The 26,321-nt window shown below is 40.6% G+C and carries 22 protein-coding genes and 1 tRNA gene; 9 read left to right on the top strand and 14 right to left on the bottom strand.

The genetic code is table 11. The annotated features are described in order from the left end of the window. Window positions 1-68: 68 nt before the first annotated feature. Window positions 69-1,130 (top strand): Sel1-like repeat protein HcpE, encoded by a 1,062-nt coding sequence (gene hcpE / locus I6852_RS01985; RefSeq protein WP_197291456.1) that lies wholly within the window; start codon window positions 69-71, stop codon window positions 1,128-1,130. A gap of 759 nt (window positions 1,131-1,889) precedes the next feature. Here the strand turns inward: hcpE and I6852_RS01980 are convergent. From I6852_RS01980 to dsbK, 4 genes are read right to left on the bottom strand one after another with little or no spacing between them, the layout of a single operon-like run. Continuing rightward, a complete protein-coding gene (locus I6852_RS01980) occupies window positions 1,890-2,420 on the bottom strand; it encodes a hypothetical protein (RefSeq protein WP_197291457.1) in 531 nt (176 codons plus the stop codon). Then, window positions 2,420-3,592, bottom strand: coding sequence for a glutathionylspermidine synthase family protein (locus I6852_RS01975; protein ID WP_197291458.1), 1,173 nt, complete (start codon window positions 3,590-3,592; stop codon window positions 2,420-2,422). The genes I6852_RS01980 and I6852_RS01975 overlap by 1 nt, the downstream gene beginning before the upstream one ends. Before the next feature lie 23 nt (window positions 3,593-3,615). Further along, window positions 3,616-4,263, bottom strand: a complete 648-nt coding sequence (locus I6852_RS01970; protein ID WP_050834060.1) for a UPF0323 family lipoprotein — start codon at window positions 4,261-4,263, stop codon at window positions 3,616-3,618. 15 nt (window positions 4,264-4,278) lie between these two features. Beyond that, entirely contained in the window at window positions 4,279-5,076 is a 798-nt protein-coding gene (gene dsbK / locus I6852_RS01965) for a protein disulfide-isomerase DsbK (protein WP_197291459.1), read from the bottom strand. 112 nt (window positions 5,077-5,188) lie between these two features. Between dsbK and kdsB the strand changes: the two genes are divergently transcribed. The 3 genes from kdsB to I6852_RS01950 all read left to right on the top strand — a co-directional run bounded on the left by kdsB (window position 5,189) and on the right by I6852_RS01950 (window position 7,782). Next, window positions 5,189-5,920 carry a 3-deoxy-manno-octulosonate cytidylyltransferase gene (kdsB, locus tag I6852_RS01960; protein WP_197291460.1) on the top strand — a complete coding sequence of 244 codons (732 nt, stop codon included), beginning with the start codon at window positions 5,189-5,191 and terminating at the stop codon, window positions 5,918-5,920. Between the two features lie 192 nt (window positions 5,921-6,112). Beyond that, complete coding sequence (hopA, locus tag I6852_RS01955; protein WP_197291461.1) at window positions 6,113-7,564, top strand: porin HopA; 1,452 nt, start codon at window positions 6,113-6,115, stop codon at window positions 7,562-7,564. Window positions 7,565-7,707: 143 nt separating this feature from the next. Next, window positions 7,708-7,782, top strand: a tRNA-Asn gene (locus I6852_RS01950). A gap of 32 nt (window positions 7,783-7,814) precedes the next feature. On the opposite strand, the gene I6852_RS01945 is transcribed toward I6852_RS01950, so the two are convergent. After that, on the bottom strand, window positions 7,815-8,972 hold the full coding sequence (locus tag I6852_RS01945; RefSeq protein WP_197291462.1) for a SulP family inorganic anion transporter: 1,158 nt from the start codon (window positions 8,970-8,972) through the stop codon (window positions 7,815-7,817). Window positions 8,973-9,228: 256 nt separating this feature from the next. On the opposite strand from I6852_RS01945, the gene sabA reads away from it, so the two are divergent. Together sabA and I6852_RS01935 are read left to right on the top strand one after the other, a co-directional pair. Further along, window positions 9,229-11,325, top strand: coding sequence for a Hop family adhesin SabA/HopD (gene sabA / locus I6852_RS01940; protein ID WP_231626093.1), 2,097 nt, complete (start codon window positions 9,229-9,231; stop codon window positions 11,323-11,325). A gap of 213 nt (window positions 11,326-11,538) precedes the next feature. Next, a complete protein-coding gene (locus tag I6852_RS01935; RefSeq protein WP_033763776.1) occupies window positions 11,539-12,372 on the top strand; it encodes a sulfite exporter TauE/SafE family protein in 834 nt (277 codons plus the stop codon). A 303-nt stretch (window positions 12,373-12,675) separates the two neighbouring features. Here I6852_RS01935 and msrB read toward each other — a convergent pair whose 3' ends face one another. The 6 genes from msrB to I6852_RS01905 all read right to left on the bottom strand — a co-directional run bounded on the left by msrB (window position 12,676) and on the right by I6852_RS01905 (window position 18,521). Next, entirely contained in the window at window positions 12,676-13,755 is a 1,080-nt protein-coding gene (gene msrB / locus I6852_RS01930) for a peptide-methionine (R)-S-oxide reductase MsrB (RefSeq protein ID WP_197291463.1), read from the bottom strand. Window positions 13,756-13,878: 123 nt separating this feature from the next. Then, complete coding sequence (gene radA / locus I6852_RS01925) at window positions 13,879-15,225, bottom strand: DNA repair protein RadA (RefSeq protein ID WP_197291464.1); 1,347 nt, start codon at window positions 15,223-15,225, stop codon at window positions 13,879-13,881. Between the two features lie 111 nt (window positions 15,226-15,336). After that, a complete protein-coding gene (locus I6852_RS01920) occupies window positions 15,337-15,570 on the bottom strand; it encodes a ribbon-helix-helix domain-containing protein (protein ID WP_000858680.1) in 234 nt (77 codons plus the stop codon). A 153-nt stretch (window positions 15,571-15,723) separates the two neighbouring features. Further along, on the bottom strand, window positions 15,724-16,704 hold the full coding sequence (locus I6852_RS01915; protein WP_001052012.1) for an iron-sulfur cluster assembly scaffold protein NifU: 981 nt from the start codon (window positions 16,702-16,704) through the stop codon (window positions 15,724-15,726). A 21-nt stretch (window positions 16,705-16,725) separates the two neighbouring features. Beyond that, window positions 16,726-17,889 (bottom strand): NifS family cysteine desulfurase, encoded by a 1,164-nt coding sequence (locus tag I6852_RS01910; RefSeq protein WP_078248365.1) that lies wholly within the window; start codon window positions 17,887-17,889, stop codon window positions 16,726-16,728. A 170-nt stretch (window positions 17,890-18,059) separates the two neighbouring features. Further along, a complete protein-coding gene (locus tag I6852_RS01905) occupies window positions 18,060-18,521 on the bottom strand; it encodes a helix-turn-helix domain-containing protein (protein ID WP_079334446.1) in 462 nt (153 codons plus the stop codon). Window positions 18,522-18,666: 145 nt separating this feature from the next. Between I6852_RS01905 and I6852_RS01900 the strand changes: the two genes are divergently transcribed. Next, on the top strand, window positions 18,667-19,218 hold the full coding sequence (locus I6852_RS01900; protein WP_000846505.1) for a YbhB/YbcL family Raf kinase inhibitor-like protein: 552 nt from the start codon (window positions 18,667-18,669) through the stop codon (window positions 19,216-19,218). Between the two features lie 181 nt (window positions 19,219-19,399). Here I6852_RS01900 and dxr read toward each other — a convergent pair whose 3' ends face one another. Genes dxr through I6852_RS01885 form a run of 3 tightly spaced genes read right to left on the bottom strand, consistent with a single transcriptional unit; the run spans window position 19,400 to window position 22,960 of the window. Continuing rightward, window positions 19,400-20,500, bottom strand: coding sequence for a 1-deoxy-D-xylulose-5-phosphate reductoisomerase (gene dxr / locus I6852_RS01895; protein ID WP_197291465.1), 1,101 nt, complete (start codon window positions 20,498-20,500; stop codon window positions 19,400-19,402). Further along, on the bottom strand, window positions 20,501-21,301 hold the full coding sequence (locus I6852_RS01890) for a phosphatidate cytidylyltransferase (RefSeq protein ID WP_197291466.1): 801 nt from the start codon (window positions 21,299-21,301) through the stop codon (window positions 20,501-20,503). Window positions 21,302-21,313: 12 nt separating this feature from the next. After that, window positions 21,314-22,960, bottom strand: coding sequence for an SLC13 family permease (locus tag I6852_RS01885; RefSeq protein WP_197291467.1), 1,647 nt, complete (start codon window positions 22,958-22,960; stop codon window positions 21,314-21,316). Between the two features lie 95 nt (window positions 22,961-23,055). On the opposite strand from I6852_RS01885, the gene mnmG reads away from it, so the two are divergent. Both mnmG and dapE read left to right on the top strand, forming a co-directional pair. After that, complete coding sequence (gene mnmG, locus I6852_RS01880) at window positions 23,056-24,921, top strand: tRNA uridine-5-carboxymethylaminomethyl(34) synthesis enzyme MnmG (RefSeq protein WP_197291468.1); 1,866 nt, start codon at window positions 23,056-23,058, stop codon at window positions 24,919-24,921. 10 nt (window positions 24,922-24,931) lie between these two features. Continuing rightward, complete coding sequence (gene dapE / locus I6852_RS01875; protein ID WP_197291469.1) at window positions 24,932-26,098, top strand: succinyl-diaminopimelate desuccinylase; 1,167 nt, start codon at window positions 24,932-24,934, stop codon at window positions 26,096-26,098. Window positions 26,099-26,321 lie beyond the last annotated feature (223 nt).

Here is a 26,321-nt window from a genome sequence, read left to right as displayed (position 1 = left end):
GGAGTGTTGCATTTTTTTGTTTTGATTGAAGAGGGTTCTAAAAATCAGAATTTATAAAGAAGGTAAGAATGAAAATTTTAAAAATATTAGTTTGTGGGTTATTTTTTTGGTGCTTGAATGCCCATTTATGGGGGAAAAAAGACAATAGCTTTTTAGGGGTTGCTGAAAGAGCCTATAAAAGCGGGAATTATTCTAAAGCCACATCTTATTTTAAAAAAGCATGCAACGATGGGGTGAGTGAAGGTTGCACGCAATTAGGAATCATTTATGAAAACGGGCAAGGCACTAGAATAGATTATAAAAAAGCCCTAGAATATTATAAAACCGCATGCCAGGCTGATGATAGGGAAGGGTGTTTTGGTTTAGGGGGGCTTTATGATGAGGGGTTAGGCACGACTCAAAATTATCAAGAGGCCATTGACGCTTATGCTAAGGCGTGCGTTTTAAAACACCCTGAGAGTTGCTACAATTTAGGCATTATTTATGACCGAAAAATCAAAGGCAATGCCGCTCAAGCGGTTACCTACTATCAAAAAAGTTGCAATTTTGATATGGCTAAGGGGTGTTATGTTTTGGGCGTGGCTTATGAAAAAGGCTTTTTAGAAGTCAAACAAAGCAACCATAAAGCCGTGATTTATTATTTGAAAGCGTGCCGATTATACGATGGGCAGGCTTGTCGCGCGTTAGGGAGTTTGTTTGAAAATGGCGATGCAGGGCTTGATGAAGATTTTGAAGTGGCGTTTGATTATTTGCAAAAAGCTTGTGCTTTAAACAATTCTGGTGGTTGTGCGAGTTTAGGCTCTATGTATATGTTAGGCAGGTATGTCAAAAAAGATCCCCAAAAGGCTTTTGATTATTTCAAACAAGCATGCGATATGGGGAGCGCGGTGAGTTGCTCTAGGATGGGCTTTATGTATTCCCAAGGGGACGCTGTTCCAAAAGATTTGAGGAAAGCCCTTGATAATTATGAAAGGGGTTGCGATATGGGCGATGAAGTGGGTTGTTTCGCTCTAGCGGGCATGTATTACAACATGAAAGATAAAGAAAACGCCATAATGATTTATGACAAGGGCTGTAAATTGGGCATGAAACAGGCATGCGAAAACCTCACTAAACTCAGGGGGTATTGAAAATTTAACCAATCCCCTAAATTATGTTTAACTTAAAACTTTTCAAAGATTTGGCTCTGTTTTAAGAGCTAAAGCAGAAATCCCCCTATTGATTTTTTAGTCTTTAGTGTTTTTAGGGATTTGTCTATTTTCAAAAAGAAAACTTTTTGAATGTTTTTTGCGGTTGTTTGGTTGTGTTTGTTAGCGTGTTTTTATGGTGTAAATTTTTGTTAGGTTAGCTTGAAGTGGGTTTTAGGTTTAAAAGTCCTATAAAAATGTTTTAGCGTGTTTTTACGCTATGGATAGATATGCGTTTGGTTGTGTTTTTCAATGGTTTTAATTTATGGCTTTGCGTGTTATTATTATAAGCACGCTATAAATGCGAATCACACGATAACAGAGCGATATTGCACACGCTATAAAAAGACTTGATAAAAATAATGAAAAATAGTTAAATTTCAAGCGTTCTTTTAAAAATTGTTGTTAGATGAGGCAGATAAAAACGCTTTTAGTTTAAAGATAGAGTTTTAGGGGTTTGTTGGTTTAGTTATTCTTTAATTTTTTAAAAAAATAGGACTTTTAAAAAGCTCATAAGGGGATAAGGGGTTTTTTGAAATCATTCCCCTACAACCCCCTTTTTTAAAATCTCCCTAACCCCTAAGAGCGCATTATGAGAAATTATCGCTTACGCAAGCTTTTTTATTTTGGTTGTCAAAACACCCAAAAGGCATTTTTTAGATTTCATAACCAATATCCAAAACAAAGCTGATATTTTAAACCCTACAAAGACCAATAGATCGCTCCAAAGAACACCACACTCCCTATCAAAACGCTTATAAACATGCGTTTAGTGTCCTTAAAAGCCACCATTAAAAACGCGCTCAAATAAAACAACAATAAAAACACGCAAAAAATCCCCAAAAGTGCCTTAAACACAACGCCCACTTTAGCCTTATGCAGCATGATGAGTGCGCCTAAAAAGCCCCTTTCAATGGTTTTGATTTTGGTTTGGTCGCCTTTAGTTTCAAGGTTGATTTCATACAAAGGCGTGCCAATGATTAACGCTCCCCTATGCTCTCTAGGCTCTATCTTTTTAGGCATAGCGATATGGTTTTCTTTTATGAAGTCTTTTAAAAAATCCAATCGTTCTTCTTTTTTTAAGGATTTTTCTAAAACCCACTCTTTGATAGTAGCACCAGTGTCTTGGCGCACCCCAAAGAGCAATGAAAGCCCGCTAACCGCAAAAAGAAGCGCCAAAGGGAAGAAAAAAGTGGTCGCATAGATGTGGAAATAACGCATCATTGCAGTCATTACTGCAACCTATGGCTCACGAATTTAGAAAAATTATCCAAAATTAACCCCCCTTTTCTAAACCCTAGCGCGCAAGATTCATAAGCAAAAAACACATTAGGCTGATAATACAACCCGTTATGCGAATTAAGCTCGTAAAACTCCTGATAAACGGGTTTGTGGTTAGAATAAACGCCGTCCGTTTTCAAAAGCGATTGCATGGAAGCTTCAAAGATTTCACTATTCGCCCCTTCCCTACCAAAAGCCACTTTTTTGATTTGCTTTTTATGGGTTAAAGGCTCATAGCTCGTTTCTAACAATAAAGGGTGGTTGGGGTATCTGTCCCATAAAAGTTTTAAAAAACGCTTGGATTGGAAAAGGATCGTATAAGCCGGGTTTAAAAAAATCGTGTTTTTATTTTCCATCATGCCTTGCATCAAAAGGGCTAATTCTGGCTCATCAATAGCGATGTTTTCCCATGGGATTAGTTTGAATAAAAACTCATAATTCAAGCCGTTTTTAAACACGCCCTCTTCTATATTGAATTCCACCTCATCAATGTAAGAAAAATCCGTTTCAAACCCCACGCTTTGAGCAACGTCTTGCAAAAAACGCATGGTGCGCTCTTCTTCAATATTCCCCCTAACGCTTGAAAAAAGGATTTTCCACCCCTCATACATTTCCTCAAAACGGCTCGTGTCTTCACCCAAAGTAACCAGGCGTTTAAAATTCTCGCCAAGTGCTTCATAAAGGTTATTGAATTGCTTGTTTTCATCATAGCCATTCGCTTTGAGTAACGCCCATTGGATCACTGCGGTTTCATAGAGCATGGTAGGGGTATCAGCGTTAAATTCCAGTAATTTAATGGGTTTGCCATCAAGCCCCCCGGCTAAATCAAAACGCCCGTAAATATGCCAATGCACTTCTTCTTCAAAACTCTGTTTGATCATAGGAATGAGCGCGTTAGGAATATCCAATTCAAAAAAGCGATCGTTTTTAATGGCCTCTTCAGCTGTCTCTACAAACATGTCATAAAGCTCATTACAAGCGTCATAATAAGCGTCCGCTTCTTTTTGAGAAACAACCACCATTTCATCAGCGATATAAGATGACATGTCGTCATTCGTGTGCCAATCTAAGCCGATTTCTTCTAAGGTCTTATTGTCTAAAGGTTTTAAAGGAATCACTTGCATTTTTTAGCCTTGAATCAATTAAATTATGAGTTAAAGCCCCTTGTCCCAGAGCTTACCGCCGGCGAGCTAGTAGGCCTACTAGAGCCAAAAAACCCGCTCTGTCCCTTACTCGCACCGCCCATGCTTGAAGCACTAGGTGCGCTTTTAGAAAAGGAATTTTGAGAGCGTTGGTAAGCTTGCGGGGATTTGTAGGTCCGTTGGGCGTTTTGCTGGTAATTAGGGTTATTGAAAAGCTTATTGCCAATATAACTCCCCAAAATCGCCCCCGCCGCGCTCCCTAAAATCGCACTCCCCAATCCAAAGCCTGAGCTTTCATTACTCCCTCCATTATTAGGCTGGATAAGCTTGCTCGTGCCGTTATCAATTTTGGCTTCTTCTTCTTTGATGAGCTTTTGAATCTCTTCATTGCTGAGCACCCGTTCATTGCCTTGCAAATCGCGCACTATAATATGGGTTCTTGAACTGGGGTATTCTTCAACAACCTTGTAAGATTTATCCTTTTGCTCTTCTAAAATCACGAACGCGCCTTTTTGAACGCTTTGACTTAAAGAGCTTTGCTCTTTGGGTTTGTCATCAGCATTGCTCTTACACCCCACAATGCTCACCATCACCAACGCGCTCAAACCACCCACGATCGCATAATCAGAAATCTTTCTGTAGGGTTTTTTCATGAGAGTAGCCTTATATCATGCCTTATAATGGTATAAGAAAGGCACGCCCTTAATCACGCCAGATTCAAAAATCTTCTTAGTGGTATTTTCCACTTTAGTGCGTAAATCTTCAGGCTCTTTTTGAGCGTTAATATCGTATTGGGTGGAATAAATCTTTTCAAGAATAGAGATTTTATCTTCCACGCTCGCTCCCCTAGCCCTAGCTTTCGCCATTTCTTCTTGGATCAAAGCCGCTTTTTTAGCTGAATTGACCCCAAGCCACCCCACTACAACCATTCTCACGGTGTTTTCTTTCAAGTGATCCCTGAGCTTAGTGAGCTCTTTTTGGCAATGAGGGCACATGGGATCAGAAACAATATAAAGGATTTTATCCTTATTTTCAGCGTTAGTAGAGGGCAACTCTATCGCATAATCAGCCGGTATTTCATTAAAAATAGCGTTCAATTTCGCGCTATTTTGTTGGGTGGTATTAAGGGCTAGGATTTTTTGATTGGTCTCTGTAAGCAACTTCACATCTTCACTATTATTGCTAAAAAAGATACCGCCAAGCCCTATGACTAAATTACCATCCTTACTCACTACAAGCGGGATATTGTATTTAGTGTCCGGATCTTCAATAACAACCATTTTTAAATCCTGGCTGGATTTTAAAGGTTTGACTTCTAAAATACGCACCTTTTTATTGGTTTGTTTTTCAATCACGCTCACTAAATTATCCTGCATCCGTTTGTCATTAGCTGAAACTGAATGTTTAGGGGCTGCCCCTAAGCCTACAAGAAGTAATGCGCTCAACACACTCGCTCTTAATATCATTAAAACTCCTAAAGTTCAATAGCCTAAATCCTTACAACAATAAAAGAAATAAGCGTTTCAAATGGGTATAATACCATAAAAATCCCCTATTTTGGCTTAAAAAGGTTTAAAGATGATTATCATTCCTGCTAGATTAAAATCCAGTCGTTTTGAAAATAAAGTGCTAGAAGACATTTTTGGCTTGCCTATGGTAGTGCGTTGCGCTAAAAATGCGAATCTAGTAGATGAATGCGTAGTCGCTTGCGATGATGAAAGCATCATGAAAGCGTGCCAAAAATTCCGCATTAAAGCGGTGCTAACCTCCAAACACCACAATAGCGGCACGGAACGCTGTTTGGAAGCGGCGCGAATTTTAGGGTTAAAAAGCGATGAAAGGGTTTTAAACTTGCAAGGCGATGAGCCTTTTTTAGAAAAAGAAGTCATTTTAGCGTTACTAGAAGCCACCCAAAACGCCCCTTTCATGGCGACTTGCGCCAAAATCATTGATGAAGAACAAGCCAAGAGCCCTAATTTAGTCAAGGTGGTTTTAGACAATCAAAATAACGCCTTGTATTTTTCGCGCTCCCTTATCCCTTTTTTACGAGATTTTGATGCGAAACGCCAAACCCCCCTTTTAGGGCATATCGGTATTTATGGCTTCCACAATAAAGAAATCTTAGAAGAATTATGCGCTTTAAAACCATGCGTTTTAGAGGAAATAGAAAAATTAGAGCAATTAAGGGCTTTGTATTACCAAAAAAAGATTGCAGTGAAAATCGTTCAAAGCCAAAGCGTGGGCATTGACACCAAAGAAGATTTGCAAAACGCTTTGAAAATTTTTAGCCCCAATCTCCTTAAGCGGTGAAATTTAAAAATACTCAAAACATTTTTCACTATCAAAAACCTTTTTTTAAATCCAAAACAAAGCAAAATTTCTTAATTTTTGCTCAATTTTATTAAAAATTCAATAAATTTATGGCATACTTTAAACTAATTGTAAATAAAGTTTCAATTTGATACGATTTTACAAATAAAACATTACTTTAAGGAACATTTTATGAAAAAAACGATTTTACTTTCTCTCATGGCGTCATCGCTCCTTGCTGAAGATGACGGCGTTTTTATGAGCGTGGGCTATCAAATCGGCGAGGCGGTTCAACAAGTGAAAAACACCGGCGAAATCCAAAAAGTCTCCAACGCTTACGAAAATTTAAACAATCTTTTAACCCGCTATAACGAGCTCAAACAAACGGCCTCTAACACCGATTCAAGCACCGCTCAAGCGATTGACAATCTAAAAGAGAGCGCTAGTAGATTGAAAACAACCCCTAATACCGCCAATCAAGCCGTGTCCTCAGCGCTCAGCTCTGCGGTAGCCATGTGGCAAGTGATAGCCTCTAATTTAGCCAATGGCACGCTATCAGCTAGTGAATACGAAAAACTCAAAGCAACTTCTCAATTGCTCCAAAATACCCTAGAAAATAAAAACAATAATCTCACCATTGAAAATGACTATGAACATCTTTTAGGGCAAGCTAGCACCATTATTAGCACCCTTCAAAGCCAATGCCCAGGAATAGACGGGGGCAATGGCAAACCATGGGGCATTAATGCAAGCGGGAACGCATGCGCTATTTTTGGCAATACCTTTAACGCCATTAATAGCATGATTGGTAGCGCTAAAAAAGCCGCCGCAGACGCCCGAAGAACTGCTCCAGAAGGTCCAAACCAACAAAACGCGTTTAACAACGCTGATTTCAATAAAAACCTCAATCAAGTCTCAGGCGTTATTAATGACACTATCTCTTACCTCAAAGGGGACAATTTAGCAACCATCTATAACACCCTTCAAAAAACGCCCGATTCTAAAGGGTTTCAAAGTTTGGTGAGCCGATCTAGCTATAGTTATTCTCTCAACGAAACCCAATATTCTCAATTCCAAACCACCACCAAAGAGTTTGGCCATAACCCTTTTAGAAGCGTGGGTTTAATCAACTCTCAAAGCGATAACGGGGCGATGAATGGCGTGGGCGTGCAGCTAGGCTATAAGCAATTTTTTGGGAAAAATAAATTTTTTGGGATCCGATATTATGGCTTTTTTGATTACAACTATGCGTATATCAAATCCAACTTTTTCAACTCCGCTTCTAATGTTTTCACTTATGGCGCCGGCAGCGATCTTTTATTGAATTTCATCAATGGCGGATCCAATCAAAACCGCAAAATCTCTTTTGGTATTTTTGGAGGCATCGCTCTAGCTGGAACGACATGGCTTAATAACCAATCTGCGAATTTAAAAATCACCAATAGCGCCTACAGCGCTAAGATCAACAACACCAATTTCCAATTCTTGTTCAATACCGGTTTAAGGCTTCAAGGGATTCACCATGGCGTGGAATTAGGCGTGAAAATCCCCACCATCAACACGAATTACTATTCTTTCATGGGCGCTAAATTAGCATACCGCAGGCTTTATAGCGTGTATTTCAATTATGTTTTGGCTTATTGATATTGAATTTGTTCTCATTATCAATGAGGACAAAGCCAACTTTTTGGCTCTCCAATTTTTGGCTCTCAATGCATAATGGCATCATTTTACTTGACTTTTTACAAAAAACACACTAAAATTTCTCTTTATTTTGTGAGCGAAATTCCAGATTAGCTCAGCGGTAGAGTAGGCGGCTGTTAACCGCTTGGTCGTAGGTTCGAATCCTACATCTGGAGCCATATTTTTAACTCATCTTTTTTATAGCAAAATTTCACGCAATCCCTTTAGATTTAATCCATAACGCATTGACTAAAACCCCCACCACAACCCCTATCGCTAAATTATGCGTGTATAAAACCACCGCCACGACTAAGAGCATGTTCAGCGTGTCATAGAGCTTGATTTTTTTAACGTTAATAATGGATTGGAAATTAAAAGTGGTGAAAGAAATCATCACCATCACCGCCACAACCGCCACAATGGGGATCTTAACCACATATTCATTAAACACTAATATCAGCACCATTAAAGAAAAGCCGGTAAAAAAAGTAGAAAGCCTTGTTTTAGCCCCGGATTTTGCGTTAATGATAGACTGCCCCACTAAAGCGCACCCTGTCATTCCCCCTAAAAGCCCTGAGATGATATTCCCCAAGCCTTGCGCTTTAGTTTCTTTATTTTTATCGCTCACGCCGTCTTTTAAAATCATGTCTAAAGTTTTAGCGGTCAATAAGCTTTCTATCGTTCCCACTAGCGCTAAAGAAAGAGCGTAAGGCAACAATCCTACCACCATTTTAAAATCCAAATTTTTGGGGATAATGATGAAATGAAAGCCTGAAACCCCTTGCTCAATGCTCCCCAAATTCGGCGCATGCGTATCAAAAATTAAAGCGATCGCGCTCACTGCAAGGATACAAATCAGATTAGAGGGGATTTTTTTAGTGATTAAGGGGAAGAGGTAAATGATGAGTATCCCAATAGCGAGCAAGACAAACACCCCTAAATTTTGGTTTTGAAGGAATTTGAATTGCTCTGTTAAAAGCAAAATGCCTAGCGCGTTCACAAAGCCATACATCACCGATTGGGGGATAAACCTCAAAAGATTCCCTATTTTCAAATAGCCTAAAAGAATTTGCAACATTCCTGCCATAAGAGTCGCCACGCCCGCGTATTCAAGCCCATAGTTTTTAACCACGCCCACCAAAATGAGTGCTACTGAACCGGCCGCTGCGCTAATCATCGCCTTTCTAGCCCCAAAAAGAGACAACACAAAAGCCATGTAAAAGGTCGTATAAAACGCCACGCCCACATCTAAACCCACCATGATCGCAAAGCCAGCGGTCTCTGGGATCACAGAAAGCCCCACCACAAAACCAGACAGCAAATCTTTTTGAATGTTGCTCAACCATTCTTTTTGTATCTTTTCCAACATGCCTTTCTTTCTCATTAGAATGGCTTGATTGTAACCAAAGATTTAAAAACCAATTTCAAACCGGATAAAATCCCTTTTCTTAAATCAAGCTCTATGATATTTTATTGTAAAAAATACTTAAAATTGTTTTTTTTTTTTTTCAAAATATAAATTTTAAGTTAAGAATAAGCATTTTATGGTAAAATGGCGAAATCTCATAAACATGACTATCATGGGAATGTGAAATCAACAAAAGGCAAAGAAAAGGAAGGAAAACATGAAAAAGAAAGTGAAAAAAACCCTTTTAACCCTCTCTCTCGCTCTTACTGCACCACTCTTAAACGCTGAAGACGATGGATTTTACATGAGCGTGGGCTATCAGATCGGTGAAGCGGTCCAACAAGTGAAAAACACTGGAGCATTGCAAAATCTTGCGGACCGATACGATAACTTGAGCAACCTTTTAAACCAATACAACTACCTTAACTCTTTAGTCAATCTAGCCAGCACGCCCAGCGCGATCACCAGCGCGATTGACAATTTAAGCTCAAGCGCGATCAACCTCACTAGCGCTACCACCACTTCTCCGGCCTATCAAGCTGTGGCTTTAGCGCTCAATGCCGCTGTGGGCATGTGGCAAGTCATAGCCTTTGGCATCAGCTGCGGCCCTGGCCCCAATCTTGGCCAAGAACATTTAGAAAATGGGGGCGTTCGATCGTTTGACAACACGCCAAACTACAGCTACAACACCGGTAGCGGAACGACCACCACCACTTGTAATGGAGCTAGTAATGTAGGGCCAAATGGCATTCTGTCTAGTAGTGAATACCAGGTTCTCAATACCGCTTATCAAACTATCCAAACCGCTTTAAACCAAAACCAAGGAGGCGGAATGCCTGCCTTGAATAGCTCTAAAAATATGGTAGTCAATATCAATCAAACTTTCACAAGAAACCCTACCACAGAATACACTTACCACAATGGGAATGGCAATTATTATTCAGGCGGATCTCCAGTGTCAATCCAGCTAAGGATTAGCAGCGTCAATGACGCTGAAAACCTTTTGCAACAAGCCGCTACTATCATCAATGTCCTTACCACTCAAAACCCGCATGTGAATGGTGGCGGTGGGGCATGGGGGTTTAGCGGCAAGACCGGGACTGTGATGGATATTTTTGGCGATAGCTTTAACGCTATTAACGAGATGATTAAAAACGCTCAAACAGCCCTAGCAAAAACTCAACAGCTTAACGCTAATGAAAACACCCAAATCACGCAACCAGACAATTTCAACCCCTACACTTCTGAAGGCAAAGGGTTCGCAAAAGAAATGCTCAATAGAGCTAACGCTCAAGCAGAGATTTTAAGCTTAGCCCAACAAGTTGCGAATAATTTCCACAGCATTCAAGGGCCTATCCAACAAGATCTAAAAGAATGCACCGCAGGATCGGCTGGTGTGATTAACGACAACACTTATGGTTCAGGCTGTGCGTTTGTGAAGGAAACTTTAAACTCTTTGGTGCAACACACCGCTTATTATGGCAACCAGGTCAATCAAGAAAAAGCTTTGGCTCAAACCATTTTGAATTTTAAAGAAGCCCTTAACACTCTAAACAAAGACTCAACAGCGATCAATAGCGCTATCTCTAGCTTGCCTAACGCTAAATCTCTTCAAAACATGACGCATTCCACTCAAAACCCTAATTCCCCAGAAGGTTTGCTCACTTATTCTTTGGATACCAACAAATACAGCCAGCTCCAAACCACCACGCAAGAACTAGGCAAAAACCCTTTCAGGCGCTTTGGCATGATCAGTTCTCAAACCAATAACGGCGCGATGAATGGGATCGGCGTGCAAGTGGGCTATAAGCAATTCTTTGGTAAAAAAAGGAATTGGGGGTTAAGGTATTACGGCTTTTTTGACTATAACCATGCGTTCATTAAATCCAACTTTTTCAACTCGGCTTCTGATGTTTGGACTTATGGGGTGGGTATGGACGCTCTCTATAACTTCATCAATGATAAAAACACCAATTTCTTAGGCAAAAACAACAAACTCTCTGTGGGGCTTTTTGGTGGCTTTGCGTTAGCCGGGACTTCGTGGCTTAATTCTGAATTTGTGAATTTGAACATGGTGGGTAATATCTATAGCGCTAAGATGAATGTGGCTAATTTCCAATTTTTATTCAATCTAGGCTTGAGGATGAATCTCGCTAGGCCTAAGAACAAAGACAGCGATCATGCCGCTCAGCATGGCATGGAATTGGGCGTGAAAATCCCCACCATTAACACGGATTATTATTCTTTCATGGGGGCTGAACTCAAATACAGAAGGCTCTATAGCGTGTATCTCAATTATGTGTTTGCTTACTAAAACTCTCTTTAAAAAGGGGGGCTTGTTTAAAAACGCTTGAAGGCCTTTTTAAAATTAATCAAGTAAAGAGAGCTTGGATAATCTCTTACAACCGCTCTCAAGCGATAAAATTAAAGCAATCAAAACCCTATTTTTGCAATCATTAAAGAAAAATTTTTAAAGATTATCACTCTTTTTTGATAAAGTAATAATTTAGAATTTAGGGAGTTTTTCATGGAAGAATCAACAGCGTTCATTTTGGCTCTTGTGGGGCTATTCACCGGCATTACCGCTGGGTTTTTTGGTATTGGTGGGGGGGAAATTGTCGTCCCTAGCGCGATTTTTGCCCATTTTAGTTATAGCCATGCGGTGGGTATTTCGCTCATGCAAATGCTTTTTTCTTCAGTGGTCGGCTCTATCATCAATTACAAAAAGGGCTTATTGGATTTGAGAGAAGGCTCATTTGCCGCGCTTGGAGGGCTAATGGGGGCGATTTTAGGGAGCTTTATCTTAAAGATCATTAACGATAAAATTTTAATGAGCGTGTTTGTGGTGGTGGTGTGCTACACCTTTATCAAATACGCTTTTTCTAGCAACAAGAAGCCAGAGCATTTTGAAGAAATGCATTTTGATTTGCATGCGAATAACAAAACGCCAGAAAAAAAGCGCGCAATCCCCTTTGTGTCTATGGATAGAACGCATGGGGTTTTGATGCTCGCTGGTTTTGTTACCGGCATCTTTTCTATCCCGCTAGGCATGGGTGGGGGGATTTTAATGGTGCCGTTTTTGGGCTATTTTTTGAAATACGATTCTAAAAAAATCGTGCCTTTGGGGCTATTTTTTGTGGTGTTCGCTTCTTTATCTGGGGTCATCTCTCTTTATAACGGGAAGGTTCTTGATAATATAAGCGTTCAAGCGGGGGTGATTACCGGCATTGGAGCGTTTTTAGGGGTGGGCATTGGCATCAAGCTCATTGCTTTGGCTAATGAAAAGGTGCATAAAATCTTATTGCTCCTCATTTATGCCTTAAGCATTTTAGCGACCTTACACAAGCTCATTATGGGTTAAATCTAAAAACGCTCAAGGGCATTTTTAAAGATCAAACAGCAAAAGAGCTTGATTTTAATAAAGGATAGCTTTTTAAAAAAGTTTTAATTATCCCTATTTAATGAAAACAAAAAAATACATTTTTTAAATGACTTCTTTTAAGAAATAAAATATTTTATAGGGGTTGTTTTTTTTTGAATAAGAATAGTTAAAAAACAATCAGTTAAGGTGATTTTTAGCGTTTTTAAAATAACCCATAAGATAACCCAAACGCTTGAACCCTCTATTTTAAACCCCCCCTTAAGAGAGCTTAGTCATTACCCCTTAGTGCGTTTTTTTATCCTGGATGTATTTTTTCAATTCACCCCTTTTGATATAAGGGATAAACTCGCCATAGCCCTCTTTTTCCATGTCTTTTAAGGGGATAAACCTTAAAGCCGCGCTGTTGATACAATACCTTAAGCCCCCTAATTCTTTGGGCCCATCGTTAAACACATGCCCTAAATGCGCCTTACCAATACGGCTCAATACTTCAATGCGTTTCCTGTTAAGGCTCTCATCGTCTTCGTATTTCACCACATCTTTATTGATGGGCTTAGAAAAGCTTGGCCACCCACAACCGGAGTCGTATTTATCCGCTGAAGAAAATAACGGCTCGCCTGTGGTAATATCCACATAAATGCCCTCTTCTTCTTTGTTGTAATACTCGTTTTCAAAGGGTCTCTCAGTGTGTTTGTTTTGCGTTACTTCATACTGGAGTTTGGTGAGTTTTTTCTTTAAAACTTCATCGCTGGGTTTGGTGTATTTATCGTCATCCACAATCACTTCATCCGCCTTTTTCAAATCAATATGGCAATAACCACCGGGGTGTTTTTTCAAATAATCCTGGTGGTATTCTTCAGCCCTCACATAATTTTTTAAAGGCTCTACCTCAATGGCGATTTTGCCTTTCACTTCTTTTTGCAACGCTTTTAAGGCGTGATCTATCACTTCTTTATCCGCGCTATTGGTATAATAAATCCCTGTGCGATACTGCCTGCCCACATCATTACCCTGCTTGTTCACGCTCACCGGATCAATCACCTTAAAATAATAGCGTAGCAACTTGTCCAAACTGATCTTTTTAGGATCATAAACCACCTTCACGCTTTCAGCATGATCGCTCTCATGCAATTTTTCATAATTCGTGCTTGAAGTCTTGCCGTTAGCGTAACCAGAGCTTGCGTCTATGACGCCATAAATCCTCTCCATATACGCCTCTAACCCCCAAAAGCACCCCCCAGCCAAGTAAATCACTCTTTCATCGGTTTTAGGGTGTTTAGCCCCCATGTTTTCATTCGCTTGCATGATCGCTCCTATTAGTAAAAAAAGATAAAAAATTTTCAAATAAGATAATACCTTCATTGAATAACCTTTGTTTTAATTTTAATGGTGTCCGCCATTATAACTAAAAAAGATGGTAATTGTTCTTTAAATTGAGTTTAAATTTTAATAAGACTCTGTTCTATTAGGTAACAAAAGTTAAAATCACATCCATTCAACAATCTTACCCACCGCATTGGCTTCATAGCATTTGATAGAGGTTTTTTGACTGGGTTTTTTAGGCAAAATGGCTTTTAAAAAGCCGTAATTTTCCATTTCTTTCAATCTAGCGTTCAAATTAGGGGCTTCTAAAATCCTGCCATTCAAACTCACTTCGCCCAAAAACGCCGTTTTATTGTCAATTTTTCTGTTTTTAAAGCTTGAAAGGATACTGGCAATGACCGCTAAATCGCAAGCCGGCTCGCTAATCTTAATGCCTCCGCTCACATTAATAAACACATCATGGCGGTTTAAGGGGATTTCTAGCTTTTTTTCTAACAAAGCGATGAGCATGTTAAGGCGGTTGGTGTCAAACCCGTTCGCTAATCGTTTGGGCACTCCAAAACTGCACTCGCTCACCAACGCCTGAATCTCTAAAATCAACGCTCTTGAGCCTTCTAAAGTAATGGTAATGGCACTCCCCTCCATAGGCTCTTCTTTGGAAAAAAACAAGCTTGAAGCTTCTTTAGCGCTCACCAAACCCTGCTCTTTCATTTCAAACAAGCCGATTTCACTCGTAGGGCCAAAGCGGTTTTTAAAACTCCTTAAAATCCTTAATTCCCTACTAGGATCGCCTTCAAAATACAGCACGCTATCCACCATATGCTCTAGCACTCTAGGCCCTGCAATGCTCCCTTCTTTAGTGATATGACCGATGATAAAAACAGCAATATTTCTTGTTTTGGCTAAACGCATGAGCTCAAAAGTGATCTCTCGCACTTGCGAAATAGAGCCGGGCGCTGAAGAAATCTCTGGCGAATAAAGCGTTTGAATGGAATCAATCACGCAAGCAAAATAATTTTCGCTTTCAATATTCGCCTTAATCACAGGCCAATTGATTTCATTGAGCAGATACAATTCTTTTTCTATGCAATCCAATCTAGTGGCGCGCATTTTAATCTGACTCAAGCTCTCTTCCCCACTCACATACAAAACCTTTTGCTGGTTTTTGGCTAAGCCAGAAGCCACTTTTAAAAGCAGAGTGGATTTCCCCACCCCAGGACTCCCCCCCACCAAATACAATCCCCCTTTAGCAATCCCCCCACCTAAGACAATATCCAATTCGCTTTGAGTGGAAGAAAACTTGATCACTTCTTCATGCTCAATTTCAGCGATAGAAACGCTTTTTTGCGCTTTTGGGATCGGGTTTTTAAGCGTGTTTAAAACCTCCTTTTGGGTTTGGTTCAATTCTATAAAACTTTCCCATGCGTTGCATTGAACGCACTTGCCCAGCCACTTAGGGCTTGTAAAACCGCAATGCTGACACTCAAATAAAGAAGTTTTTTTAGCCAAAATATTTCTCTTTTTTAAAACCACACAGCTAAATACTAGATAAAAATGGGGTTTTGGTTTTGTTTTATAGCAAAACTCGTAGAACTAAACTCAAAACAAGTTAAAAAATTATCAAGCGCCATTTTGCTCTATTTTTCTTAAAGCCTTCAAAATATAGCGTTTGATATAAGATCCCACGCTTTCTTCTTCTTCGTTAGCCATTTTCTCTAGTTTTTGGTATTGCTCATCAGAAAAATACAAACTTACCGCACGAGTTTTTTTATTAGCGTCTGCTTTTGGTTTGCGTCCTAGTTTATTTTTAGTTCCCCTTAAGTGAGTTTCATCTGTGTTTTCTGTCGTTTTCATCAAGTTCCTTCAATCATCATCGCAAATCGCTTCAAAATAGCATGTTAGCATAAAAGTAGCGTATAATGAATAATGTCGCAAGCGCTAATCATTCCTCATTTTAAGTTTATTAGCACTCGCTTGAAAAAGGCTTCACCCCCTAAAAAGAACAAATCAAATCGGTAACACCCTAATACTGCGATCCAATAATTCCTGTAAGGCGTTTTCAATGGCAAATAAAGTCCCGGTAGTCGCGCTCATGCACCCATCGCATGCCCCCATGTAGCGGATATACACATCAATGTAATCATCGCTTTCTTTAATGTCTAAAATCTCTAAATCCCCTCCGTCCATCATAAGCATAGCGCGGATATTCTCATCAATGACTTTATCCACCGCTTTAATCTTTTGAACCATAGTCATTTCCCTGAAAGCTAATTCCCCATTTTGGGATTTATTAGCGGTCGCTTTAAGCTTTTCAGCTTCCATTTCTTCGCGCACTTCTTTAAGAATATCCACCAGGTAATAATCCCTTTTTTCATGCCCTCCCGGTCTCACGCAGCTTTTACAAAACGCGCCGGCTTTGGTGTAGTTAGTGATTTCTTCAACGCTTTTTAAATCATTGAGCCTAATCACTTCCTTAATCGTGCCTAAACTCACCCTAGCGCACTCGCACACGATGATTTCTTCTTCAAAATCTTCAGCGTTTTTCCCCAAATACATGCCGGCAGCTTTTTTGATCACATCATACGCCATCACCGAGCAGTGCATTTTTTGCCCAGGCACCGCCGGTGTGTCCGGATCGTCTCTCAAGCCTCTTTCCACGTCTAAATTCGTGATTTTTACCGCATCTTGGACTCTTTTATTCAAACACAACTCTACCATCATGTCTGAGCTTGCGATCGCTGTCCCGCAACCAAAGCTTTTAAACTTCGCGTCAACAATCGTATCCGTGCTTTCATCTACAAGCCAATACAACCTCACCGCATCACCGCATGCTTCTGCGCCATAATCCGCCACAATGAGCTTAGCGTTTTTGGCTTTAGCCTGCTCTTCGGTGATGACCCCTAAATGCGTAGGGTTATCCATGCGCCTTTGAACTTCTTTAGAATACGCGTCCCAGAGAACCGAACCCACTAAATCATGTTTTGCCATTTTGATTCCTTTATATTCTTTTTAATAAGAGCTTGAAATGTTTCTCAATCTTATAGCCGCTTGAGAGAAAACTTCAATCGTTTTATCAATTTCAGCTTCCGTGTTAAAACGGCTCAATGAAAGCCTGATAGCGGTATGAGCCAATTCCTTGCTCGCTCCAATCGCTACCATGACAGGATTAGCCTCTAAATCCTCACTCGCGCACGCGCTCCCTGTGGAAGCGGCGATATTAGAGCGATTCAAATCCCACAGCATGGCCTCTCCTTCAATCCCTCTCACGCTGATTAAAGTCGTGTTAGGCACACGATGGACTCGATCCCCTACCACCATCACATCAGGGATTTTCAAAAGCGCTTCTTCTAATTTGTCGCGCAATTTCCCTACCACTTCTTTTTCATAATCTAAATGCTCTACGGCTAATCTCATCGCTTCGCCCATGCCCACAATATAAGGCACATTCAAAGTCCCGCTGCGCCTACCATTCATATGCTCCCCGCCATGAAAAAGAGGGGTCAATCCCACCCCACTTCTAATATACAACCCCCCAATGCCTTTAGGCCCATGAAACTTGTGTGCGCTAAAAGAAAGGAAATCCGCATTCGCTTTCAACACATCTACAGGGATTTTACCAATCGCTTGCACCGCATCGGTATGGAACAACACGCCCTTTTCTTTACAGATAGCCCCAATTTCTTCAATAGGGAAAATGAGACCGGTTTCATTATTCGCCCACATCACGCTCACTAGAGCGGTTTTTTCTGTGATCGCTTCTTTAACTTGCTCTGCGGTGATGCTCCCATGCTCATTAATGGGCAAGTAAGTAACCTCCACCCCCAAGCTTTCTAAAAAATTACAAGTGGATCGCACCGCCGGATGCTCTGCAACCGTGGTTACAATATGGTTTTTGCCCTTTTTCAAGCATTCATCAAAATACACGCCCTTTAAAACCCAATTATTGCTTTCTGTCGCGCAAGAAGTGATGATCACATCATCTATATCCCTAGCGTTAATGCCTTTATAAAGCTTATCTAGCGCTTCTGCAATGGCTGGGTGGGTTTCTGTGCCAAATTGGTGCAACGAGCTAGGGTTCCCGTAATGATCCCTTAAAAAAGGATCCATGATCTCTTTGACTTTAGGGTCAATCCTAGTTGTAGCGTTATTGTCTAAATAAATTCGTTGTAACAAGGTTAATATTCTCCTCAAAAATTTTACATAGATTTTCTTATCTAAGTCTAAATTATGATTAAATACAAGATATTTTCTTAATTTTAACTTAAAATAAGATGAATTTTTGAAAACATTTTGAGAAATGCGAATACCCCCATTAAAAACCAACATAGCCGCTACCAACCCGCTTAAGGTTTTTTAAGGGGTCTCCCACGCCTGTCTTTTAAAGCGTCTATCCCCCCTTGTTGGTAACGCTTCTCCCACACATAGAGTTTTTGCAATTGTTTTGCGACTTCTTTTTTAGTGGGTTTAATGCCCCTAAGGTTATAAAGAGCGGTAATGATAATGGGCTTTGGGACATTAAACCTTTGGATAAATTCCAAACAATCTTTTTTGAGCTGGGAGTCTTGCTTGTTTTTAGTAATATCCACATGGCTTAAATATTGCAACACGTAAAGGCGTTTTTCTTCATCTTCTTGCACGATTTCTGGGGCTAACTCCATCCCTTGACTAACGCCTTTAAAAAACTTATTTGAAGCCTCTTGGGCGGGATAAACGCTCAAATAAGTTTCTAGTAAAGAAATCACTCTTTTTTGCTGTTCCAATAGTGCGTCTATTTTGGCACTCAAACGATTTATTTTACTTTCCATGCGTTCAATGGTAACTAGTAAAAATAAATAACTATTTAATCATTAAAAATGATTATTCTAATACCATGCTCCAAATTAAGATGTATTTTTATGATCATGCTACAATAAGAAAACACAAAACGATTTCAAAGAAAAAGGGCTTAAAATGAAAACTTTTGAAGTGATGATTCAAACCGATTCAGAAGGGTATTTGGACGCTAAATTTGGCGGTAACGCCCCTAGAGGGTTTCTTAACCCAAACGGCTTACCCACTTATTCGCCTAAAATCTCATGGCAAAAAGTGGAAGGCGCTAAAAGCTACGCTTTAGAATTAATAGATCATGACGCGCAAAAAGTGTGCGGCATGCCGTTTGTCCATTGGGTCGTGGGCAATATTTCTTATAATGTTTTAGAAGAAAACGCTTCCATGATGGATAAAAGGATTACTCAAGGGGTCAATTCGCTCACTCAAGGCTTTATCCGTTCACCGCTCAATGAAAGCGAAAAACAACGCTCCAATCTCAATAACAGCGTCTATATCGGCCCCATGCCCCCTAATGGCGATCACCATTACTTAATTCAAGTGTATGCCCTAGACATTCCTAAACTCGCCTTAAAAGCCCCTTTTTTCTTAGGCGATTTGCATGACAAAATGCGCAACCATATCATCGCCATAGGGAGAAAGGAATTTTTATACAAGCAGTTTGTGAGGAAATAGGCTATAAGCTTGTAGGTTTAGTTCAATGAGCTTGTTTAACCTTAATATTCTTTCATTTTTTTAAAAAGTGGGGTTTTACGCAACCCTAACGAGATGGATTATAACGCTAGAAATTAGAGCTAAAAGCACCAAAAGCTGATTTAAACACGCATCAACTCCTTATCAAACCATTCATTCAACACTACCTATAATTTTTAAAACGCTCCCTAACTTCTCTGTCTAATTCTAGCACTTCATCTAAACTAGAGAGCTTGAAAGGCATTTTAGCGTATGATTCTAAGGCTTGAGAGATGATTTGGATAAAGCCTCCAAAAGCGATTTCTTGATTTAAAAACTTCTCCATCGCCACTTCATTGCTCGCATTCAACACCACGCCAAGCTTGGGATTTTCCAACAACAAATCTTTATAACGCCACAAAGTGTAGCGCTCCACGCTAATGGGTTCGAATTTAATCGTGCTTAAAGCGTATAAGTCTAAGGGCTTGATGGAAGCACTCAAAGAAGCTAATTTAGGGTTAATGGCGTAGCTTATGGGTAATTTCATGTCCGCGCTCGCTAAATGTGCGATGACAGAGTTGTCTTCAAACTCCACCAAAGCATGCACGATAGAACTCCTTTCAATGAGCGCATCAATCTTTAAAGACGCGCCAAAAAGCCAATAGGTTTCTAAAATTTCAAAAAGCTTATTGACCATGCTCGCTGAATCAATGGTGATTTTAGATCCCATGCTCCAATTAGGGTGCTTGAGCGCATTTTGCGCGTTTTGAATAGGAATAAATTCTAAAGGCGTGTCCCTAAAAGCCCCCCCACTCGCGCTAATGATTAAAGATTTAGGCTTTAAAGTCTTGTTTTGCAACAACGCCCACAAACCAAAATGCTCGCTATCAACGGGCGTGATTTGTGAAATGTCTAATAAATGCCCCGCGCTCACCAAACTTTCTTTATTCGCTAGGGCCAGTTTTTTATTAGTTTGTAAGCTTTTAAAGCTCGCTTTCAATCCGGCTACGCCCACAATGGCGTTAAGAACTAAATTTGAAACGCACTCCTCTATCATCGCATCAATGCCCTCTAACCCTACAAACACTTTCGCTCCCAAAGGCTCTAAATTATTCAAATCGTTAGGATCTAAAATCGCTACTTTTTTGGGTTTGAAAATTTGGATTTGCTCATTGATTAAAGCGATATTTTTCCCACAGCTTAAGGCTTCTATTTCTACCTTGAATTTTTTTGCGATTTTAAGGGCGTTTTTCCCGATAGAGCCGGTGCTTCCTAAAACAACCATTCAGTCCCCTAAAAACACCGCCGTCTCTTTCCAAACTTCTAAAAAATACAACAACGCATGCAAGCCTAAAGCCCCAAAAAGCATGGAATCCAATCGGTCTAAAACGCCCCCATGCCCGGGTAAAATCTTACCGCTATCTTTGATCCCAGCCTTTCTTTTCAAATAGCTTTCATACAAATCCCCAAACACCGCTGCAAAAGCGATTAAAAAACTAAATAGAAGCGCCATAAGAAAGCCTCCGCTCAATTTCCCCATGCCCACAAACGATCCCAAAACGCTCGCCAAAACAACACCAATCAATGCACCCTCTAAGGTTTTATTCGGTGAAGTGGCTGTGAAAGGGGTTTTGCCTAAAAGCTTGCCTCCAAAAAACGCCCCCACATCGCTTGCGACCACCACCACTAAAAGCCAAATGATCGCCACTGCGCCAAAATCCTTATAAACCCCAAAAAGCGCAAAAAACCCAACGCCCGGATACAAAAAGGGTAAAATGGCTTCGCTGTGGTGCGCTTTTTGATAAGCGATGACGCTAGCCATGACCATCGCGCTGATAAGAGCGCATTCTACAGGATGCCCGTTAAAATACGCCGCCACCCATGACAACACTAGAATGAGATACAAGCTAAAGCCCGCTTTGACCTGGAACAACCTTAACGCTTCAAAAAACCCTACCGCATAAATCCCCCCTAAAACAGCCCAAAACAACAACAAATTGTCCGCATACAAAATCAAGCCTGCTACAATGATTAAAACAACCCCTGTAATGTAACGAGACTTTTCTTTAAATAACTCTTCTTTCACTTTTTTCCTTAATCAATTAAATATCAGCGAAACCAAAAAATAGCTAAACGCGCTAATCAAAACGACTCCCACTAAATTAAGCCACAAACCGGCTTTAATCATGTCCGTTATTTTAACATACCCAGAGCCATAAGCTATCGCATTGGGTGGGGTGGCTACAGGGAGCATGAACGCGCAAGTCGCGCTCAAGGCTACAGGAATGGTCAATAACAAGCTCTGATGGTTTTCATAACCCATGCCCATCGCAACCCCTCCAATCACCGGTAAAAATGCGGCAGCGGTGGCGGTGTTAGAAGTGATTTCGGTTAAGAAAATGACCATTAAAGTGACCATGACAATGATGAATAAAATCGGTAAATGCGAAAAGCCAGAGACTAAATGCCCAATCCACAAACTCAACCCGGTTTTAGAAAATTGCGCGCTCAAGGCTAACCCGCCGCCAAATAAAAGCAACACATCCCAAGGGAGTTTTTTGGCAACACCCCAATCAATGAGCCTATCGCCCTGATTGTTAGCGGGCAAAATGAATAAAAGCGCAGAAACCCCCATAGCGATCACGGAATCAATTTTATCTATCTTAATGCCCCAAGATTTTAAAATCGTGTCTAAAAAAATCCACCCTAAAGACGCCAGAATAAAAAGAATCCCCACCGAGATTTCCGCCTGACTCAAACGGCCTAGTTTGTTTAACTCTAATCTAACGACTTCCTTACCCCCTGGGATTTCTTTAATCTTTAAAGGGAAAATCACATAAGTGAGCAAGAGCCACGCTAAAATGAGCATGATAAAGGCTAACGGCGTCCCAAACACCATCCACTGAGCGAAACCAATTTCAATATTGAAAGCGGTTTTCATATAGCCGGCCAATAAAGCGTTAGGCGGCGTGCCAATCAGAGTGCCTAAAGAGCCAATAGAAGCCGCATAAGCGATGCCAAGCATCAAGCAAATACTGAAATTCGTGCGATAGATAGTCGTCTTTTCTTGAATCACTTGAGCGATGTCCTTACCCTTATGCACGATATTGCCCATAATACCCCCATGCACTTTGGTGATTTCTTCTTTTTGATACCATGAATGAGAGGCGTTTTCTTTACCCACCAGTTTAGCGACTAATTGCAAAACGCTCATGCCAACAGGAAACATCATCACCGCCGTTGCGGTATTGCTCACCCACATAGACAGAAAGCCTGTAGCTATCATGAAACCTAAAATCAACCTCCTAGGGCTTGTGCCTACCAATAAAATAATGCTTAAAGCGATGCGCGTGTGCAAGTTCCATTTTTGCATGCTTAAAGCCAAAATAAACCCTCCCATAAAAAGAAAGATGATCGGCGATGCGTAAGAAGAGCTGACGCTAGCGAATTGATCCACGCTAAAGACGCTAAAAAGCACCAAAGGTAAAAGCGCGGTTGCAGGCAGGTCAATGGCTTCAGTCATCCACCATATCCCCATTAAAACAGCCACCCCAGCCACAACAGGCATCGCCTTATAATTTAAGGAACTAAGCTTGGGGATTTCTTCTACAATGTGAGGCATTTGAGCGTCTAAAGCGTAATAGATAATGAGCGCGATTAACGCCCCTCCTATTAACCCCAACAAGCGCACGATCTTGGTGCTTTTGTCATCAGTGTTCGTATCGGCATGCGAATGATTTTCCATGGTGTTTTACCCTTTAAAATTACTAACCTCCATGCTACAATAAAACTTTTTTAAAACTAGGGTTTTAGAAAAATAAAATCAAAATAGGAAAAAGAGTGGTAAAAGAAAGTGATATTTTAGTGATTGGTGGGGGGCATGCAGGCATTGAAGCGAGCTTGATTGCAGCCAAAATGGGGGTTAGAGTGCATTTAATCACCATGCTCATAGACACGATCGGTTTGGCGAGCTGTAACCCGGCGATTGGGGGCTTGGGTAAAGGGCATTTGACTAAAGAAGTGGATGTTTTAGGAGGGGCTATGGGGATTATTACGGATCATAGCGGTTTGCAATATCGTGTGTTAAACGCTTCTAAAGGGCCGGCGGTTAGGGGGACTAGGGCGCAAATTGATATGGATACTTACCGCATTTTTGCAAGAAATCTTGTTTTAAACACCCCTAATTTGAGCGTCTCTCAAGAAATGACCGAAAGTTTAATCCTTGAAAACGATGAGGTAGTGGGCGTAACCACGAACATTAATAACACTTACAGAGCTAAAAAAGTGATCATCACCACAGGCACTTTTTTAAAAGGGGTGGTGCATATTGGCGAACACCAAAACCAAAACGGGCGCTTTGGGGAAAACGCTTCCAATTCTTTAGCCTTGAATTTAAGGGAGCTTGGCTTTAAGGTGGAAAGGTTAAAAACCGGCACTTGCCCAAGAGTGGCCGGTAATAGCATTGATTTTGAAGGCTTAGAAGAGCATTTTGGGGATGCAAACCCTCCCTATTTCAGCTATAAAACCAAAGATTTTAACCCCACCCAACTCTCATGTTTTATCACTTACACTAACCCCATTACCCACCAAATCATTAGGGATAATTTCCACCGAGCCCCCCTATTTAGCGGTCAAATTGAAGGCATAGGCCCAAGGTATTGCCCTAGCATTGAAGATAAAATCAACCGCTTTAGCGAGAAAGAACGCCACCAGCTGTTTTTAGAGCCTCAAACCATCCATAAAAGCGAATATTATATCAACGGCTTAAGCACCTCTTTACCCCTAGATGTGCAAGAAAAGGTCATTCATTCTATCAAAGGCTTAGAAAACGCCCTCATCACGCGTTATGGCTATGCGATAGAGTATGATTTTATCCAGCCTACAGAATTGACCCACACTTTAGAAACCAAAAAAATCAAAGGGCTTTATTTGGCCGGGCAAATCAATGGGACTACCGGCTATGAAGAAGCGGCGGCTCAAGGGCTTATGGCTGGGATTAATGCGGTATTGGCCTTAAAGAATCAAGCCCCCTTTATTTTAAAGCGCAATGAAGCTTATATCGGCGTTTTGATTGATGATTTGGTTACTAAAGGCACGAATGAGCCTTACAGAATGTTTACTAGCCGGGCCGAATACCGCTTGCTTTTAAGAGAAGACAACACGCTTTTCAGGTTAGGCGAGCATGCCTATCGTTTAGGGCTTATGGAAGAGGATTTTTATAAGGAATTAAAAAAAGACCAACAAGCAATACAAGACAATCTCAAACGCCTTAAAGAATGCGTGCTTACCCCTAGTAAAGAAGTATTAAAACGCCTAAACGAATTGGATGAAAACCCTATCAATGACAAAATGGATGGCGTCAGTCTTTTAGCGCGCGATAGTTTTAATTTAGAAAAAATGCGCTCCTTTTTCAGCTTTTTAACGCCCTTGAATGAGCGGGTTTTAGAGCAAATCAAAATTGAATGTAAGTATAATATTTATATTGAAAAGCAACACGAAAATATCGCTAAAATGGATAGCATGCTCAAAGTTTCTATCCCTAAAGGTTTTGTGTTTAAAGGCATTCCAGGCTTAAGCCTAGAAGCGGTAGAAAAGTTAGAAAAATTCCGCCCCAAAAGCCTTTTTGAAGCTTCAGAAATCAGCGGGATCACCCCGGCGAATTTAGACGTTTTGCATTTGTATATCCATTTGCGAAAAAACTCTTAAAGGATTTTTAATGAACGCTTTAGAAATCACCCAAAAGCTCATCAGCTACCCCACCATTACGCCCAAAGAATGCGGTATTTTTGAATACATTAAATCGCTTTTTCCTGCTTTTAAAACCCTAGAGTGTGGAGAAAATGGCGTGAAAAACCTTTTTTTATACCGCATTTTTAACCCCCCCAAAGAGCATGCAGAAGAAAAGCATGCAGAAGAAAAGCATGCAAAAGAAAATGTTAAGCCCTTGCATTTTTGCTTTGCAGGGCATATTGATGTCGTGCCTCCTGGAAACAATTGGCAAAGCGATCCCTTTAAACCCATTATTAAAGAGGGGTTTTTATACGGCCGTGGGGCGCAAGACATGAAGGGGGGCGTGGGGGCGTTTTTGAGCGCGAGTTTAAATTTTAACCCTAAAACCCCTTTTTTGCTTTCTATTTTACTCACGAGCGATGAAGAAGGGCCAGGGTTTTTTGGCACAAAACTCATGTTAGAAAAGCTCAAAGAAAAAGATTTGCTGCCCCATATGGCGATTGTGGCTGAACCCACTTGCGAAAAAGTCTTAGGCGATAGCATCAAAATTGGCCGAAGAGGCTCTATTAATGGCAAACTCATTTTAAAAGGCGTTCAAGGGCATGTGGCTTACCCGCAAAAATGCCAAAACCCTATTGATGCGCTCGCTTCGGTTTTGCCTTTGATTTCAGGAGTTGATTTAGACAATGGCGATGAGTGTTTTGACCCTTCAAAATTAGTCATCACCAACTTGCACGCAGGGTTAGGGGCTAATAATGTGACTCCAGCAAGCGTAGAAATTACCTTTAATGCGCGCCATTCTTTAAAAACCACTAAAGAGAGTTTGAAAGAATATTTAGAAAAGGTTTTAAAAGATTTGCCTTATACTTTAGAATTAGAATCAAGCAGTTCGCCTTTCATCACGGCTTCTCATTCAAAACTCACCAGCGTTTTAAAAGAAAATATTTTAAAAACATGCCGCACCACCCCCCTTTTAAACACCAAAGGCGGCACGAGCGATGCGCGATTTTTTAGCGCTCACGGCATAGAAGTGGTGGAGTTTGGCGTTATTAATGACAGGATCCATGCCATTGATGAAAGGGTGAGCTTGAAGGAATTAGAGCTTTTAGAAAAAGTGTTTTTGGGGGTTTTAGAGGATTTGAGCGAGAAATGAATGGGGAGTTTTGGTGTAAGGGTTTTATTTTTAATACCAACGCCTTTTTCGCTGGCAAAAACCACCAAACCAACTCAAGCTTTACATGCCAATATCCATTTATCATAGCCTATAAGAGTGGGGTCATGCTTGACAAAGTAATCAAAGCTTGCTATAGTCTTTTTGCCCCTTTTTGTTCCATTTGTAATAAAGAAACCTTTCCAAAAATTAAATTCTTAAGGGC

The organism is Helicobacter pylori (assembly GCF_015904775.1).
GTDB lineage: Bacteria > Campylobacterota > Campylobacteria > Campylobacterales > Helicobacteraceae > Helicobacter > Helicobacter pylori_DM.
This window is presented reverse-complemented; position numbering and strand designations above follow the sequence as displayed.

Coding starts and splice junctions, on each gene's coding strand:
- hopA (WP_197291461.1), top strand. CDS start 6,113: ATGAAAAAAACGATTTTACTTTCTCTCATGGCGTCATCGCTCCTTGCT.
- dapE (WP_197291469.1), top strand. CDS start 24,932: ATGAACGCTTTAGAAATCACCCAAAAGCTCATCAGCTACCCCACCATT.
- msrB (WP_197291463.1), bottom strand. CDS start 13,755: ATGAAGGTATTATCTTATTTGAAAATTTTTTATCTTTTTTTACTAATA.
- kdsB (WP_197291460.1), top strand. CDS start 5,189: ATGATTATCATTCCTGCTAGATTAAAATCCAGTCGTTTTGAAAATAAA.
- I6852_RS01885 (WP_197291467.1), bottom strand. CDS start 22,960: ATGGAAAATCATTCGCATGCCGATACGAACACTGATGACAAAAGCACC.
- hcpE (WP_197291456.1), top strand. CDS start 69: ATGAAAATTTTAAAAATATTAGTTTGTGGGTTATTTTTTTGGTGCTTG.
- I6852_RS01900 (WP_000846505.1), top strand. CDS start 18,667: ATGAAAACTTTTGAAGTGATGATTCAAACCGATTCAGAAGGGTATTTG.
- I6852_RS01975 (WP_197291458.1), bottom strand. CDS start 3,592: ATGCAAGTGATTCCTTTAAAACCTTTAGACAATAAGACCTTAGAAGAA.
- dsbK (WP_197291459.1), bottom strand. CDS start 5,076: ATGATATTAAGAGCGAGTGTGTTGAGCGCATTACTTCTTGTAGGCTTA.
- I6852_RS01980 (WP_197291457.1), bottom strand. CDS start 2,420: ATGACTGCAATGATGCGTTATTTCCACATCTATGCGACCACTTTTTTC.
- I6852_RS01920 (WP_000858680.1), bottom strand. CDS start 15,570: ATGAAAACGACAGAAAACACAGATGAAACTCACTTAAGGGGAACTAAA.
- dxr (WP_197291465.1), bottom strand. CDS start 20,500: ATGGTTGTTTTAGGAAGCACCGGCTCTATCGGGAAAAACGCCCTTAAA.
- I6852_RS01935 (WP_033763776.1), top strand. CDS start 11,539: ATGGAAGAATCAACAGCGTTCATTTTGGCTCTTGTGGGGCTATTCACC.
- I6852_RS01970 (WP_050834060.1), bottom strand. CDS start 4,263: ATGAAAAAACCCTACAGAAAGATTTCTGATTATGCGATCGTGGGTGGT.
- I6852_RS01945 (WP_197291462.1), bottom strand. CDS start 8,972: ATGTTGGAAAAGATACAAAAAGAATGGTTGAGCAACATTCAAAAAGAT.
- sabA (WP_231626093.1), top strand. CDS start 9,229: ATGAAAAAGAAAGTGAAAAAAACCCTTTTAACCCTCTCTCTCGCTCTT.
- I6852_RS01915 (WP_001052012.1), bottom strand. CDS start 16,704: ATGGCAAAACATGATTTAGTGGGTTCGGTTCTCTGGGACGCGTATTCT.
- I6852_RS01905 (WP_079334446.1), bottom strand. CDS start 18,521: ATGGAAAGTAAAATAAATCGTTTGAGTGCCAAAATAGACGCACTATTG.